Origin of the sequence: Kribbella pittospori, assembly GCF_004331465.1 — a bacterium.
GTDB classification, from domain to species: Bacteria; Actinomycetota; Actinomycetes; order Propionibacteriales; family Kribbellaceae; genus Kribbella; species Kribbella pittospori.
The window spans coordinates 441,251-455,581 of record NZ_SJKB01000002.1 but is presented as its reverse complement, the minus strand read 5'-3'; the positions used below and the strand labels follow the sequence as shown (position 1 = coordinate 455,581).

15 protein-coding genes and 1 riboswitch are annotated in these 14,331 nt (G+C 68.9%); of the genes, 10 read left to right on the top strand and 5 right to left on the bottom strand.

Translation table 11 applies throughout. The features are described from left to right. Nucleotides 1–98 precede the first annotated feature (98 nt). A complete protein-coding gene (locus E0H73_RS08705; protein WP_131352971.1) occupies nt 99–1,097 on the top strand; it encodes a D-alanine--D-alanine ligase family protein in 999 nt (332 codons plus the stop codon). On the opposite strand, the gene E0H73_RS08700 is transcribed toward E0H73_RS08705, so the two are convergent. The 4 genes from E0H73_RS08700 to E0H73_RS08685 are packed head-to-tail and all read right to left on the bottom strand — an operon-like array spanning nt 1,094 to nt 6,335. Then, complete coding sequence (locus tag E0H73_RS08700; protein ID WP_131352970.1) at nt 1,094–2,515, bottom strand: FGGY family carbohydrate kinase; 1,422 nt, start codon at nt 2,513–2,515, stop codon at nt 1,094–1,096. The two genes, E0H73_RS08705 and E0H73_RS08700, sit on opposite strands and share 4 nt — an antisense overlap. Then, nucleotides 2,502–3,899, bottom strand: coding sequence for an alpha,alpha-trehalose-phosphate synthase (UDP-forming) (locus E0H73_RS08695; RefSeq protein ID WP_131353333.1), 1,398 nt, complete (start codon nt 3,897–3,899; stop codon nt 2,502–2,504). The genes E0H73_RS08700 and E0H73_RS08695 overlap by 14 nt, the downstream gene beginning before the upstream one ends. A 7-nt stretch (nt 3,900–3,906) precedes the next feature. Continuing rightward, nucleotides 3,907–4,908: a Gfo/Idh/MocA family protein gene (locus E0H73_RS08690; RefSeq protein WP_131352969.1), complete on the bottom strand. Its 1,002-nt coding sequence runs from the start codon at nt 4,906–4,908 to the stop codon at nt 3,907–3,909. After that, entirely contained in the window at nt 4,899–6,335 is a 1,437-nt protein-coding gene (locus E0H73_RS08685; RefSeq protein WP_131352968.1) for an amidase, read from the bottom strand. Before E0H73_RS08685 ends, E0H73_RS08690 begins: the two co-directional genes overlap by 10 nt. 148 nt (nt 6,336–6,483) lie before the next feature. On the opposite strand from E0H73_RS08685, the gene E0H73_RS08680 reads away from it, so the two are divergent. The 3 genes from E0H73_RS08680 to otsB are packed head-to-tail and all read left to right on the top strand — an operon-like array spanning nt 6,484 to nt 8,260. Next, nucleotides 6,484–6,792, top strand: coding sequence for a DUF3263 domain-containing protein (locus E0H73_RS08680; RefSeq protein WP_131352967.1), 309 nt, complete (start codon nt 6,484–6,486; stop codon nt 6,790–6,792). A gap of 2 nt (nt 6,793–6,794) precedes the next feature. Continuing rightward, nucleotides 6,795–7,430, top strand: a complete 636-nt coding sequence (locus E0H73_RS08675) for a LytR C-terminal domain-containing protein (RefSeq protein ID WP_131352966.1) — start codon at nt 6,795–6,797, stop codon at nt 7,428–7,430. Then, entirely contained in the window at nt 7,427–8,260 is an 834-nt protein-coding gene (gene otsB / locus E0H73_RS08670; protein ID WP_131352965.1) for a trehalose-phosphatase, read from the top strand. The genes E0H73_RS08675 and otsB overlap by 4 nt, the downstream gene beginning before the upstream one ends. On the opposite strand, the gene E0H73_RS08665 is transcribed toward otsB, so the two are convergent. Continuing rightward, nucleotides 8,226–8,639, bottom strand: coding sequence for a hypothetical protein (locus tag E0H73_RS08665; protein ID WP_238163922.1), 414 nt, complete (start codon nt 8,637–8,639; stop codon nt 8,226–8,228). The two genes, otsB and E0H73_RS08665, sit on opposite strands and share 35 nt — an antisense overlap. 240 nt (nt 8,640–8,879) lie before the next feature. On the opposite strand from E0H73_RS08665, the gene E0H73_RS08660 reads away from it, so the two are divergent. From E0H73_RS08660 to E0H73_RS08635, 6 genes are all read left to right on the top strand, one after another. Next, the gene (locus E0H73_RS08660) at nt 8,880–9,827 is read left to right on the top strand and encodes a DNA-3-methyladenine glycosylase family protein (protein ID WP_238163893.1); all 948 of its coding nucleotides are present in this window, start codon (nt 8,880–8,882) and stop codon (nt 9,825–9,827) included. A gap of 27 nt (nt 9,828–9,854) precedes the next feature. After that, nucleotides 9,855–11,093 carry a cation:proton antiporter gene (locus E0H73_RS08655; RefSeq protein WP_131352962.1) on the top strand — a complete coding sequence of 413 codons (1,239 nt, stop codon included), beginning with the start codon at nt 9,855–9,857 and terminating at the stop codon, nt 11,091–11,093. A gap of 76 nt (nt 11,094–11,169) precedes the next feature. Continuing rightward, nucleotides 11,170–11,311, top strand: a riboswitch (SAM riboswitch). A 13-nt stretch (nt 11,312–11,324) separates the two neighbouring features. After that, on the top strand, nt 11,325–12,584 hold the full coding sequence (thrC, locus tag E0H73_RS08650; protein ID WP_131352961.1) for a threonine synthase: 1,260 nt from the start codon (nt 11,325–11,327) through the stop codon (nt 12,582–12,584). Next, nucleotides 12,581–12,856, top strand: coding sequence for a ubiquitin-like small modifier protein 1 (locus E0H73_RS08645; protein WP_131352960.1), 276 nt, complete (start codon nt 12,581–12,583; stop codon nt 12,854–12,856). The genes thrC and E0H73_RS08645 overlap by 4 nt, the downstream gene beginning before the upstream one ends. 50 nt (nt 12,857–12,906) lie before the next feature. Then, entirely contained in the window at nt 12,907–13,287 is a 381-nt protein-coding gene (locus tag E0H73_RS08640) for a VOC family protein (RefSeq protein WP_131352959.1), read from the top strand. Between the two features lie 13 nt (nt 13,288–13,300). Beyond that, nucleotides 13,301–14,317 (top strand): zinc-dependent alcohol dehydrogenase family protein, encoded by a 1,017-nt coding sequence (locus E0H73_RS08635; RefSeq protein WP_131352958.1) that lies wholly within the window; start codon nt 13,301–13,303, stop codon nt 14,315–14,317. Nucleotides 14,318–14,331 lie beyond the last annotated feature (14 nt).

Sequence of the window (14,331 nt, the reverse complement as noted above, 5' to 3'; positions counted from 1 at the left end):
GCGTCATGATCCAGGCAGGCCCGGATCCTGTCAGTGGCGGCGGTCACCCAACTCCCGAGGTGTTGAGGGCGTCAGACTGTCCCAGAGGAGGGCGGCTCATGCGTGTGGTGATGCTGTGTGGTGGTGAGAGCTCGGAGCGAGACGTCTCGCTGTCCGGTGGCTGGGCTTTGGCGGGTGCGCTGACCGAGCGCGGCCACGAGGTGTCGGTGATCGACCCAGCCGCGGCCGAGCCGGTGCTCGCGGAGCGGGTGGAGGGGAACGGTACGTCGTACCCGATCCCGAAGACACCGCCTGCGATGGACCAGCAGCCGCTCTGGCGGGAGCGGATGTACGGCGCTCTCACCGGGGGCGACGTACTGCGCCGGATGCGCGCGGCGGACCGGGTCTTCATGGGGCTGATCGGCGGCTGGAGCGAGGACGGTCACGTCCAGGCGCTGCTGGAGATGGCCCGCATCTCGTTCACCGGCGCGGGCAGTGCGACCTGTGCGCTCAGCTGGCAGAAGGACCGCTGCCAGGCGCTCCTCGGCGCGTACGGCGTACCGGTCGCCGAGCGAGTCGTACTCCGGCCGGGCGTCGGGCTGCCGGATCGGGTGAAGGAGTTCCTGGACGCCGGTCCGGTCGTCGTGAAGCCGATCGCGGACGGCTCGAGCGTCGATGTCCGCCAGGTCCGGACCCTCGAGGAGCTCGCCGCGATCACGCCGCGGACCGACCTCCTGGTCGAGCCGTTCCTGCCCGGCCGTGAGTTCACCGTCGGTGTCGTCGGCGATCAGGTCCTGCCGGTGGTCGAGATCGAGCTGTCCACGGCGATCTTCGACTACGAGGCGAAGTATCAGCCGGGGGCTGTGCGGGAGATCTGTCCGGCCGAGGTGACGCCGGACTTCGCTGCCCGGCTGCAGGAGTTGGCGCGCACTGCTCACGACGCGCTCGGGTCTCCGGCGTACTCTCGGGCGGACTTCCGCTGCGACGCGTCTGGCAGCCCGTACTGCCTGGAGGTGAACGCTCTGCCGGGCTTGGCTCCAGTCAGCCTCGTCCCGCGAGAGGCCGCTGCCCACGGCTGGAGCTACGCCGATCTGGCCGAGAAGATCCTCACCACCTAGAGCGCCGAGGCCTGCACTGCCAGCTCGCGTAGCGCTTCGTAGCGCGGACGGAGCGCGGCGACGCGATCGACGTCGGCCTTGACCGGTGTGAGGTGTTCGCCGCCGGGCTGTGGTGACAGGCCGAGCGCCACGGCTGCAGCGCCGCGCGCGCCGACCTCGGCTTCGGCGCAGACCGTGGTGGGCCGGGCGAAGGTCGCGGTGAGGCAGCGGCGCCACCAAGCAGAGGCGTCGATGCCGCCGCCACCGAGGACGACGGACAGCTCACGCCCGAACAGCGAGTCCAGCAGCCGCAGCCCGCGGTCGACCTCCAGCGACGCGCCCTGCATCGAGGCGGCCAACAGGTCCTCCGCGGTGTCGTCGAAGGACAGACCGAAGTACACCCCGGATCCGCTCGGCACCGTCGCCGGCGGCCTGGTCCCGGCCTGGAACGGGATCGCGATCACCCGCGACCCTCCGATCTCCACACCGGTCGGCTCGTCCGAGGTCAACTGCAGTACGCCGGTCAGCCACGCATGCAGGTTCCCCGCGGCCGAGAACGCCATCCCGGTCACTGCCCGCTTGTCGTCGACGCGGTACCGCCACAGCTCCCACGGAAGCTCTGGTGCACCGTCGATCGGATGCACCACCCGCACCGCGGCCGACGTCCCCACAGTCACCGCAGCGGTCGTCTCGTCGTACCCACCGGTCCCGACGTTCGACGCGGCGCCGTCGCCGGTCGGCGGATGCACCGGTACGCCGACCAGCCCGGGCCACCGGCGTCCGTACTCGGCGGACAAGTGCGCGGTCCAGCCGGTCGGCACGATCGACGGCAACCGATCGGCCTTGACTCCGGCGATCTCCAACGCCTCCTCGTCGTACTCGCCGGTGGCGAGGTCGAGGGTCCCAGTACCGGAGGCGATCGACACCGACGTGACCCGCTCGCCGGTCAAGCGCTCGATCACCAGATCGGGCAGACCGGCGAAGCAGGCCGGGGATCCCTCGGACAGCAGCCAAGGGATCCGCCGCGTCCAGTAGAGGCGGTGCAGCCAGGACCCGGTGCGGGCGTGGAAGGCGTGTTCGTCGAACGACGAGCCCAGGTCCAGGTGGACCGACCGCGTGTCCGCCCAGGTGACAACCGGCGTCAGCGCGTCACCCTTGTTGTCCAGGGCAACGATCGAGTGCCACTGCGACGAGACCACGATCGCACCGATGTCGTCCAGGTGCCCGTTCTGCTGCAGTTCGTCCAGGCAGCCCAGCAGGCCCTCGACGTACTCGTGCAGGTCGATCGTCGCCGAGCCGCCGGTGCCGTAGGTGGGGGAGATCTTGTGCCGGGCCAGTGCGCCCGGGACCGGCGTGGCGTCGCCGGCCGTCAGTACCAGGGCGCGCGACGACGACGTGCCGAGGTCGAGCGCGAGCACCCGGCCGTCAGTCGTCGTCATGCAGCGCCTTCAGGAAGGACTGGGCCCAGACGTTCACGTCGTGTGCGGCCAGGTGCTTGCGCATCGCCTTCATCCGGCGGCCGAGCTGGCGGTCGTCGGTGTTCATCGCGTCGACGATGGTGTCCTTCATCCCGTTGATGTCGTGCGGGTTCACCAGGAACGCCTGCCGGAACTCGTCCGCGGCGCCGGCGAACTCGCTCAGCACCAGCGCGCCGGTGTCGTCGTACCGGCAGGCGACGTACTCCTTGGCGACCAGGTTCATGCCGTCGCGCAGCGGCGTCACCACCGCCACGTCGGCGGCCCGGAACAGCGCGGCCATCTCGGTCCGCGAGTACGACGTGTGCTGGTAGTTGATCGCCGGAGTACCGATCCGGCCGTGCTCGCCGTTGATCCGGCCGACCAGCAGCTCGATCTCGTCGCGCAGTACCCGGTACTGCTCGACCCGCTCCCGCGACGGTGTCGCCACCTGGACGAACACCGCGTCGTCGACGGAGATGCGCTTCTCGTCCAGCAGTTCGCCGAACGCACGCAGCCGTTGCCGGATGCCCTTGGTGTAGTCGAGCCGGTCCACTCCGAGCAGGATGTGCGCCGGATCGCCGACCTCCTTGCGGATCTCGCGGGCGCGCTGCTCGGTCTCCGGCTGGCGGGCCAGCTGTTCGAGCTCGCCGACGTCGATGGAGATCGGGAACGCCTTGGCCCGGACGATCCGGTCGTCCGGCAGGTGGATGCGGTCGCCGCGGGTCCGCAGGCCCATCCGGTTGCGGGCCAGGCGGGCGAAGTTCGACGCCGCCCCAGGCCTCTGGAAACCGACCAGATCCGCACCCATCAGCCCGTCCAGGATCTGTCGCCGCCACGGCATCTGCGCGAACAGCTCGGTCGGCGGGAACGGAATGTGCAGGAAGAAGCCGATCCGGACGTCCGGACGCAGCCGGCGCAGCATCGCCGGAACCAGCTGCAGCTGATAATCGTGCACCCAGACGTCGGCATTGTCCTCGGCGGCGTCCGCCGCGGCCTCGGCGAACCGCCGGTTCACCGCGACGTACGACTCCCACCACTCACGATGGAACTCCGGCGCCACGATCACGTCGTGGTACAGCGGCCAGAGCGTAGCGTTCGAGAAGCCCTCGTAGTACAGCTGAACGTCCTCGGCCGACAGCATCACCGGGACCAGGTGCATGCCGTCGTTCTCGAACGGGTCGACCTTCTCGTCGGCGCTGCCGGTCCAGCCGATCCACGCACCGTGGGCCCGCTGCATCACCGGGGCCAGGGCGGTGACGAGACCACCTGGGCTGCGCCGCCACGCCGTACTGCCGTCGGGCATCTCGATCCGGTCGACCGGCAGCCGGTTGGCCACCACTACGAAGGAACTTCGTCCGTTCGGCATATTCAGTTCATCCACTCAGGTCGTCGTCGTCACCGGGGTAACGGACCCCGATCTGTCTCCGTGTCTCGTCGAGGAGTTCGAGGATCCCGACCGTGGCGGCATGCGGCAGCGACGGGACCTCAACCAGTCCATCGCGCAGCGCCTGCATCACTGCGGCGGCCTCGTAGTGGTACCCAAGCCCATGCGTCGGTACGTCGATCCGCTCCGCTCCGGACGCCGTACTGCGCACGTAGTACTCCGGGTGGTGGAAGCGGTGTGGGAGTTGCAGACTGCCCTCGGGCCCACTCACCGAGGCTGTCCAGGGGTTCTGTGAACGCAGGCCGCAGGTGATCGCGGCCACCGCACCTGAGTCGTACCGCCAGGCCATGGCGACGTTCAGATCGATGCCGTCGTCGTTGAGCGAGCCGACCGCCTTGATTTCGGCGGGTCGCCCGAGGGCCATGTAGGTGAACGTCATCGGGTAGATGCCGCCGTCCATCAGCGAACCGCCGCCCAGCGCCGGGTCGAGCAGGCGTGCGGGCAGCGACGGCTTGTGGAATGCGAAGTCCGCGACGACCTGCTGCGGTTCGCCGATCACGCCGCTGTGCAGATCGGCGAACATCGCCTGGATGACGGGGTTGGTCCGCATCCACATCGCCTCGGCGAACAACGTGTTGTGCTCGGTGGCGACCGCGATCAGGTCCTGGGCCTGTTTGGCGGTGAGTGTGACCGGCTTCTCACACAGGACCGCGATACCGGCCTGCAGTGCGGCGCGGGCGATCGCGTAGTGCTGTGGGTGCGGTGTACCGATGTAGATCACGTCGACCGTGCCGGATTCAATCAGCCGGCGGTAGTCGTCGTACGCGTGCTCGATGCCGAACTCGGCCGCGAACCGGTCCGCGTTCTGCTGCGATCGCGATGAGACAGAGGTCACCACAGCGTCGTCGGCGAGTAGCTTCAGGTCCCTCGTGAACGACGTGGAGATGTTGCCAGTAGCAACAACGCCCCACCTGACACGATCTACACCCACTGGGTTAACTCCGGGGTCGGAAACGGTCCGTCTGCCTTGATTCTCGCCGTTTCGAACGCATGAGCCAAGCGAATGAGCGTGGCGTCACTCCGCCCGGTACCGCTGAAGGTGATCCCGACCGGCAGTCCGGAGACCGTTCCGGACGGCACCGAGAGCAGCGGATAGCCGGCCAGCGCGGCATGCGAGGACGAGCTGCCGAGCACGTGATCGCCGTTCACCAGGTCGATCGCCCAGGCCGGCGAGTACGACGGCGAGACCAGGGCGTCGAGCTGGTTGTCCTGGAGCAGGTTGTCGATGCCGTCGCGGCCGGCTCGCAGCGCGGTCAGCCGGGAAGCGACGTAGATCGGGGAGCCCAGGCCCTCCGTCTCCGCGGCCCGCTCGAACAGCTCCTGACCGAACCACCGCAGCTCGACGTCCGCATGCTCCTTGTTGAATGCGATCAGATCGTCCAGCGTGCGTGGACCGCCGGGAACGCGGGTGGACAGGTAGGCGGCCAGATCGACCTTCAGCTCATGGGCCAGCACCTGCAACTGGTCCTCCTCGCCACCGGGCGTCGGCAGCGACAAGTGGTCCACCAGCGTGGCACCACAACGACTCAGGATCTCCAGAGCCCGCTCGCTGACCTCGTCGAGACCGGTCGAGTATCCCCACAGCGGTCCCCGCGGTACGCCGATCCGCAGGTCACTGAGATCGTCACCGCGGCAGTGCTCTGTGTAGTCGGTGTCACCGCCGGTGAGCACGCTCAGCAAGGCAGCGGCCTGGATCACGGTCCTGGTCATCGGACCAGCCGTGTCCTGCGAGTGCGAGATCGGCACGATGCCCTGCTGCGAGACCAGGCCCACCGTGGGCTTCAGGCCGACGATGCCGTTCAGCGCGGCGGGGCAGACGATCGACCCGTTGGTCTCGGTGCCGATCGCGTAGTCGGCCAGCCCGGCAGCCACGGCTGCGCCGGATCCACTCGAGGAGCCACCGGCCGAGCGGTTCAGCGCATACGGGTTACGGGTCAGGCCGCCGTACGCGCTCCAGCCGGATGAGGACGACGAGCCGCGGAAATTGGCCCACTCGCTCAGGTTGGTCTTGCCGAGGACGACACAGCCGGCCGCGCGCAGTCGGCGTACCAGGGGCGCGTCCTGCGGTGGCGGCGGCTGATCGGCCAGCGCCAGCGAGCCGGCCGTGGTCGGCAGGTCGGCGGTGTCGATGTTGTCCTTGACCAGAATCGGTACGCCGTGCAGGGGGCCGCGGACACGCCCATCGTCACGCTCTGTGTCGAGTTGGGCGGCATGGGTGAGAGCGGCAGTGTTCGGCGTGCAGATGGCGTTGACCAGCGGGTCCACCTCACGGCTCCTGGCCTGCAGCTCTTCTACCAGCGCCGCTGAACGGAATTCCTTCCCCACCCCACCACCCCGGTCGGAGAGAGTTGAGCTCACACCGTCGATCCTGCCAGAGTTGGGCACGTCTGGCTGTCCGCTCAACGACACGCTTCGTGTCGGTCACCGGTGAATGACATCGCTGTTGTTCAGCACGTAGAGTGGAGCGCGGACGGACGATCACCGACCGCACAGGAGTCATCAACAGATGGACAGCGCCAACGCCAGCTCTCCCGGTCCCGCCGAGGCTGCGCCGCCGGCTGTTGCCGGGCTCTCGGAGCGTGACGGCGCCATCCTCGCCTTCGAGCGGCACTGGTGGAAGTACGCCGGTGCGAAGGAGCAGGCGATCCGGGACCAGTTCCAGATGTCGGCCACCCGGTACTACCAGGTCCTGAACGCGCTGATCGACCGGCCCGAGGCTCTCGCCCACGACCCACTGCTGGTGAAACGGCTGCGCCGCCTGCGCGCCGCCCGGCAGCGAGCCCGCTCCGCACGCCGGCTGGGCATCGAGGTCTGAGAATGTCCCGCCCGACGGACGAACGGGGACAGGTCCTCTCGTCCCTCGTCGCCGTGCTCGCCGTCGTCGCGATCGTCGCCGGCCTGCTGGTGCTGTTCGGCACGCGCGGCGGCGACAGCACCGCGGACCAGCCGTCCACCGCGACGACCCCGAAGCCGAGCACCAAGCCAACGACCGGGCCGTCGACGATCGTCGCGAGCGTGCCGAGGCCTGGTGAGTCCGAAACGCCGGTACCTCCAATTCAGCCGACGAGCGCGCCGACTGACGAGCCGACGCAACCGCCGACTGACGATCCGACGCAACCGCCGTCGAGCGAGCCGACCACCGCGCCGCCACCGGCCACCGAACCCGCGATCCCGCCGGCTGAGCGGCCCGCGGTCGAGGTCTACAACAACACTGGACGCAAGGGCCTTGCCGACTCGGTCGCGGGCCGGGCGCGACAGGCCGGCTGGACCGTCGCCGGTGCCGACAACTGGCACGGCAAGATTGCCGAGAGCACCGTGTACTACCCGCCGGGGATGCTCGACGCCGCCAACCAGCTCGCCCGCGACCTCGGCATCAGCCGGACCAAGGGCGCGCTGGACAACATGAAGAAGGACCGCCTCACCGTGATCCTCACCTCGGACTACACCGGATGAGTACTCCGGTCATCCAGACGGACGCAGGTCAGGAGGGCTGGGAGGCGATCGTCGCCGACCCGGCCGGAGCGGTCATCTCGTCGGACTTCGACGGGGTGCTGTCGCCGCTGGTCGAGGACCCGGCGCGGGCTCGTCCGGTTGACGGCGCCCTGGACGCTCTGGCGCGGCTGGCGCGGTCGGTCAAGCAGGTCGCGATCGTCACCGGCCGCCCGGCACTCGTGGCGACGGAGCTCACGGGTGTCACCGGCCACGCTGGTTTGGGGAGTCTCGTCGTACTCGGGCACTACGGTCTGGAGCGGTGGGATGCGTCGACTGGACGGGTGACGAGCGAGCCGGTGCCTGAGGGTGTCGCTGTGGCTCGCTCGCGGCTGCCGGGGCTGCTGCAGGAGGCTGGTCTGGCGGACGCCTTCGTCGAGGACAAAGAGAGCTCGCTGGCAGTGCACACCCGCCGGCTGCCCGATCCGGTCGGCGCGCTGGAGCGGCTGCGTACGCCGTTGACTGAGCTGGCCGCGGCCACCGAGCTGCGGCTGGAGCCGGGCAACCTGGTGCTCGAGCTGCGGCCGCCCGGCATCGACAAGGGTGTCGCGCTACGCGGTCTGATCGAGTCGACCGGCGCTCGGTCGGTTCTGTATGCCGGGGACGATCTCGGCGACCTGGCGGCGTTCCGGGCGATCGACGAGCACCGCAAGGCCGGACTGCGCGCAGTACTGCTGGCCACGCGGTCGTCGGGCGCGACCGAGCTGATCGAGGCCGCGGACATCGTGGTCGACGACCCGACCGGTGTGGTGACGGTACTCACGGCCCTTTCGGACGCGATCGCAGCACGCTGAACGCCTGGGTCAGGGTCTGACCGATCGGCTGGATCGGCCGCTCGACGTACCCGCCGTCCTTGAGGCTCGCCATCCGCTCGAACGGGTTGCGTGACGCCGGATCGCCGGTGAGCAGGAACGAGACGATCACACCGACGACGTACAGCGGCAGCATCGGCAACCCGAGCAGCCAGAAGTACTGCCACGAGTGCCGCTCCTCGTGCCGCACCAGCGCCTCGTCGTCGAAGTACGACCGCTCGTGCTTGCTCAGCACGACGTTCCCGATCGTGAACGCCCCCGCCACCGGAAACTTGATCCGGTACCCGTTCGCGAAGTACAACCCCCGCGGCCCCCGACTGACCCGAGCCCGCCCGATCACCCCCACCAGCAACCCCGTCACAGTCGACAAATTCAGAAAGTTCCAAACCACCTTCACTCGCTGCCACCCACCCATGGGGCTCAGTATGTCTCGATGTCTCAATTCTTAGGACATGTGCAGACCGACAGGAGGTGTGTCCTGTCCTGCCGCCCATCGCCTGCTCACCCCGCAGGCGGGACGTCAGCGCACCTCGACACCTCCTGTCGAGCTGTACGCGGTCCCATGGAATGGAATGTCCGTGGGGTGAGTAAGACTTGGCGGGTGAGTTCGGTGGTGCGGGTTTGGCGGGCTGGGCGGATGGTTGATCCGCATTCGGTGATCGGAGGGTTGCGGAAGGGGCCTGGCGACCCTGCGTACTACTTCGAGGGTGGCCGTCGTACGGTCTGGCGGGCTACCCGGACGCCGGATGGGCCGGTGCTGCTGCGACTGACGCCGTACGCCGGGGAGGTCGAGGCGGAGGCTTGGGGTCCGGGAGCGGCCTGGGTGCTTGATGGGGTGCCGGAGTTGCTCGGTGAGGCGGACAGTTGGGACGGGTTCGAGCCGTTGCCGGAGCATCAGGCGCTGGTGGATGCGGCGCGGCGGTTCCCGCACGTACGGGTGCCGCGGACTCGCGCTGTGTTCGAGGCGATGGCGGCGGCGGGGATCGAGCAGGTCGTGACCGGCAAGGAGGCGTTCCGGGCTTGGCGGGTGCTGCTGCGTGAGTACGGCGAGCCGGCGCCGGGCCCGAGCACGCGGGATGGGCGCGTGATGATCGTCCCGCCGTCGCCGGAGGAGTGGCGGCAGATTCCATCGTGGCAATGGCTGCGGGCAGGAGTGGAAGGCCGGCGTTCGCGGGTTGTGCTGACGGCTGCGACGCGTGCCAAGGCGCTGGAGCGGACGCTGGAGCTGACCGACTCGGCGGAGATCGAGCGACGGCTGCGGTCGCTGCCCGGAGTTGGGGTGTGGACCGCCGCCGAGGTGCGGCAGCGGGCTCACGGCGACGCCGACGCGTTCTCGTTCGCGGACTACCATGTGCCCCGCGACGTGTCGTACGCGCTCATCGGCGAGGAACTCGACGACGACGGCTGCGCCGAACTGATCGAGCCGTACCGCGGCCACCGGTTCCGGGTCCAGCGCCTCCTCGAAATGGCCGGCATCCGTCATCCCCGCCACGGCCCACGCAAGTCCCTCCCCACCCACACCCCGGGAGCAACCCATCGCTTGAGGTAGCCGTCGCCGGGGCACTGGAGCGGCACCATGACGATCGACGGGGACGGGCTCTACCTGGTGGCGGGGCTGGCTCTGCTGCTCGGCGCAGTGCTCCCGCGTCTCCTCCGCCGGTACGCCGTTTCCGCGCCGATCGCGTTCCTCGGCGCCGGCCTGCTCCTCGGCCTGGCGGTCGGCGACCGGGAGCTCAGCCCGCTCGCCGAACCCGAGATCACCAAACACCTGGCCGAACTGACGGTGATCGTCGCCTTGATGGGCGTCGGCCTGGCCATCGACCGCCCGATCAGCCTGCTGCAGTGGAGCGTCACCTGGCGACTGCTGTTCGTCGCGATGCCCGCAGGCGTCGCGGCACTGACCGGAGTCGGCTGGTTGCTCGGCCTCGCGCCGGCGACTGCGCTGCTCATCGCCGCCGTACTGGCGCCCACCGATCCGGTGCTGGCGTCCGACGTCCAGGTCGGCGGGCCGACCACAGGGGAGGAAGCCGAGCTCGACGAGGACGACGAAGTACGGTTCGCGCTGACCTCAGAGGCCGGCCTGAACGACGGCCTGGCCGCTCCGCTCGTCTACCTCGCCGTGTTCATTGCCACCAAGAGCCTCTCGCCGGTCGAGTGGCTGGCTTGGGACGTGGTCGGCAAGTCGGTCATCGGAGTCGCCGTCGGCTTCGGGGCGGGTTGGCTGCTGGGGAGAATGACCTTCTCGGCCCCGTCGCGGACCTTCCGGCTGGCGGACTCTCGCGAGCCGGTGCTGGCGCTGGCCATGACGCTTGGCGTCTACGGGCTCACCCAGGTTCTGCACGGCTACGGCTTCATCGCGGTGTTCGTCGCGGCGCTCACGCTCCGGTCAGCCGAGCGTCGTCACGACTTCCACGAGGAGCTGCACGACTTCATCGGTGAGCTCGAACACATCCTGACCTGGGGAGTGCTGCTGCTCCTCGGTGTCGCGATCACCGGCGGTCTGCTCAGGCCACTCACGCCGGCCGGCGCAGCGATCGGCGTACTGCTCGTGCTGGTGGTGCGGCCACTGGTTGCCTGGCTGTCGCTCGCGCGCACGGAGCTGGACCGGTCGGAGCGCTGGGCGACCGCCGCCTTCGGGGTCCGAGGGGTGTCGTCGATCTACTACCTGGCAGCGGTCGGCGCGCACTTCCGCTCCGATCTGCCGTGGTTGTGGGCGACTCTCGGTTTCACCGTGGTCCTGAGCGTCGTGCTGCACGGCGTCGCGGCCACGCCAGTAATGCGCTTCCTGGAACAGCGGAGTCAGCCCGTCGGCTAGTAGTGCGCTGAGATCGGGCGTCTCGGATGCTGGGAAGCGAGGACACAATATGGACGTGATTGGGTAATCTCGGGGGAGCTCATCCAGAGGGACTGAGGGAAACGGCCCGTTGAAGTCCCGGCAACCCTCCCCGTTGAGGTCCCCTCCTGGGATCCCTCGCGGCGGAACGGTGCCAAATCCGTCCCGCGCCGAGATCCGGCTCCCGGGGAAGATGAGAGGGGAACCTCACTCATGAGCCAGACCGCCACCCACACGATCCGTGAAGGTGCCTTCGGCAACGGAACGCACCTGAGCTGTCGCGCCTGTGGGGCGAAGTCGCCGCTCGGTCCGTTCTACGCCTGTATGGAGTGCTTCGGTCCACTCGAGGTCGGGTACGACTACCCGACCATCACCCGCGAGCAGATCGAGGCCGGACCCAAGAACATCTGGCGCTACCAACCGCTGCTGCCCGTCCCGGTCGACGTGGCCGGCTTCCCGAACACCGAGCCGGGCTACACCCGGCTGATCGACGCCGGCAACCTCGCCCGTGAACTCGGCCTGCGCAAGCTGTGGGTCAAGGACGACTCGGGCAACCCGACCCACTCCTTCAAGGACCGCGTGGTCGCGAGCGCACTCAGCGCAACCCGCGAGCTCGGCCTGAAGGTCTTCGCCTGCCCCTCCACCGGCAACCTGGCCAACGCCGTCGCCGCGGCCGCCGCCCGGGCCGGCATCCGCTCGGTCGTGTTCATCCCGCACGACCTCGAGCGCCCGAAGGTGATCACCACCGCCGTGTACGGCGGCACCCTGGTCGCCGTCGAGGGCAACTACGACGACGTGAACAAGCTGGCGTCGGAGATCGCCGGCGAGGAGGAGGGCTGGGCGTTCGTCAACGTCAACGTCCGTCCGTACTACTCCGAGGGCTCCAAGACGCTGGCCTTCGAGATCGCCGAGCAGCTCGGCTGGCGGCTGCCGCAGCAGATCGTCATCCCGGTCGCCTCCGGTTCGCAGCTGACCAAGATCGACAAGGGCTTCACCGAGCTCGGCAAGCTCGGCCTGGTCGACGCCACGGACTACAAGGTGTACGGCGCTCAGGCGACCGGCTGCTCGCCCGTCGCGCAGGCGTTCCGTGACGGCCACGACGTGGTCAAGCCGGTGAAGCCGTCGACCATCGCGAAGTCGCTGGCGATCGGCAATCCGGCCGACGGACCGTACGTGCTGGACGTCGCCCGCCGTACCGGTGGCGCGATCGCGGACGTCAGCGATGAGGAAGTCGTCGAGGGCATCCAGTTGCTGGCCCGGACCGAGGGCATCTTCACCGAGACCGCGGGCGGGGTGACGGTCGCGACGCTGAAGAAGCTCATCGAGACCGGTCAGCTCGACCCCGAGGCCGAGACGGTGATCATCAACTCCGGCGACGGGCTGAAGACGCTCGACGCCGTGGCCGACCGGGTCGGCCCCAAGGTGACCATCCCCGCGTCGTACGACGCCTTCGTGAAGGCAGGCCTGCAGTGAGCGTGAGCGTACGGGTCCCGACCATCCTGCGGCCCTACACCCAGGGCGCGTCCGAGGTGTCCGCCGAGGGCGCGACGCTGGTCGAGGTGCTCGACTCGCTGGACAGCTCCTACCCCGGGATCAAGGGCCGGGTGCTGGACGAGTCGGGCGAGCTGCGCCGGTTCGTGAACGTGTACGTCGACGATGACGACGTACGGTTCGCCGACGGCCTGCACACCTCGATCAAGGACGGCGGCCAGGTCTCGATCATCCCCGCGGTCGCCGGCGGCTGAGCTGCTGTTCCGGGCGTGAACTGTCCGGAATAGGCGCTACCGTCGCCTGCATGGCGACTCACTGGACCATCGGCGGGGATGCGGCTGATCCGCAGCGACTGGCGGAGTTCTGGGCGGCTGCGCTCGGCTACATCCTCGAGCCCGGGTACGACGACCCGGACGGAGCCTCGATCGTCGATCCCGATGACGTGGGACCGGCGATCGGGTTCCTCCGCGTCCCCGAACCGAAGACCTCGAAGAACCGGCTGCACATCGACATCCGGGTGGCCGGGCCTGGCGAACGCGACGCCGCCTCCGCGGAACGCATGCGCACGAAGGCCGCGTCGTTGGTGGAGCTGGGCGCGACCCAGGTACGCGAGGACTTCTACGGCCCCGAACTCGGCCACATCGTGATGCTCGATCCCGAGGGCAACGAGTTCTGCGTGGGCTGACTACGATGCCGCCATGCGCGCTGTCGTTGTCGAGCAGTACGGCGTACTGCCCGTCGTACAAGAGGTTCCGCGGCCTGAGCCGGCGGATGGTTCGGTCGTCCTGAAGGTCGAGGCGACCGGGTTGTGCCGGAGCGACTGGCACGGGTGGATGGGGCACGACTCCGACATCGTGCTGCCGCATGTGCCGGGGCACGAGCTCGCCGGGACGATCGCTGCGGTCGGTTCCGGCGTACACGGATGGCAGGTCGGGGAGCGCGTGACGACGCCGTTTATCTGCGCGTGTGGCGCGTGCGAGCAGTGCCGCGAGGGGAATCAGCAGGTCTGCCCCAACCAGTTGCAGCCTGGGTTCAACTACTGGGGTTCATTCGCGGAGTACGTCGCGGTGCCCTACGCCGAGGTGAATCTCGTCAGGCTCCCCGACGACCTGGACTTCGCCACTGCTGCGGGTCTGGGTTGCCGGTTTGCCACGTCCTTCCGCGCGATCCACCAGGTGGGCAAGGTCGTCGCCGGGGAGAACGTGGTCGTCTTCGGTTGCGGAGGCGTCGGGCTGTCGGCCGTCATGATCGCGGCGGCTCTCGGTGCGCGGGTGATCGCTGTCGACACCAATCCCGATGCGTTGAAGCTCGCCCGCGAGTACGGCGCATCCGACACCCTGCAAGCCTCGTCGACCACCGTGCAGGAGATCCGGGACCTCGGTGGCGCACACGTGACCATGGACGCCCTGGGCTCCAACGACATCGTCCAGCAAGCTCTGCTCTCACTGCGACCCCGCGGTCGCCACCTCCAGGTCGGCCTCCTCCCATCGGGAGTGCAACTGGACGTAGGCCGCCTCATCGGCCAGGAACTCCAATGGCTAGGCAGCCACGGCATGCCCGCCCACGCCTACCCCGAAATGCTCACCTTAGTTGCCACCGGCAACCTCAAACCCGCCGACCTGATCACCCGCACCATCACCCTCGAACAAACCCCCGCCGCCCTGGCCGCCCTCACCAACGGAACCCCGGCCGGCGTCACAGTCATCAAGCCGTAGGCAAATCAGATCGC

Bases quoted from the DNA above. Each gene is read 5' to 3' on its own strand.
- E0H73_RS08695 (WP_131353333.1), bottom strand. From the start codon at position 3,899: ATGCCGAACGGACGAAGTTCCTTCGTAGTGGTGGCCAACCGGCTGCCG.
- E0H73_RS08640 (WP_131352959.1), top strand. From the start codon at position 12,907: ATGGCGACTCACTGGACCATCGGCGGGGATGCGGCTGATCCGCAGCGA.
- thrC (WP_131352961.1), top strand. From the start codon at position 11,325: ATGAGCCAGACCGCCACCCACACGATCCGTGAAGGTGCCTTCGGCAAC.
- otsB (WP_131352965.1), top strand. From the start codon at position 7,427: ATGAGTACTCCGGTCATCCAGACGGACGCAGGTCAGGAGGGCTGGGAG.
- E0H73_RS08635 (WP_131352958.1), top strand. From the start codon at position 13,301: ATGCGCGCTGTCGTTGTCGAGCAGTACGGCGTACTGCCCGTCGTACAA.
- E0H73_RS08680 (WP_131352967.1), top strand. From the start codon at position 6,484: ATGGACAGCGCCAACGCCAGCTCTCCCGGTCCCGCCGAGGCTGCGCCG.
- E0H73_RS08705 (WP_131352971.1), top strand. From the start codon at position 99: ATGCGTGTGGTGATGCTGTGTGGTGGTGAGAGCTCGGAGCGAGACGTC.
- E0H73_RS08675 (WP_131352966.1), top strand. From the start codon at position 6,795: ATGTCCCGCCCGACGGACGAACGGGGACAGGTCCTCTCGTCCCTCGTC.
- E0H73_RS08700 (WP_131352970.1), bottom strand. From the start codon at position 2,515: ATGACGACGACTGACGGCCGGGTGCTCGCGCTCGACCTCGGCACGTCG.
- E0H73_RS08655 (WP_131352962.1), top strand. From the start codon at position 9,855: ATGACGATCGACGGGGACGGGCTCTACCTGGTGGCGGGGCTGGCTCTG.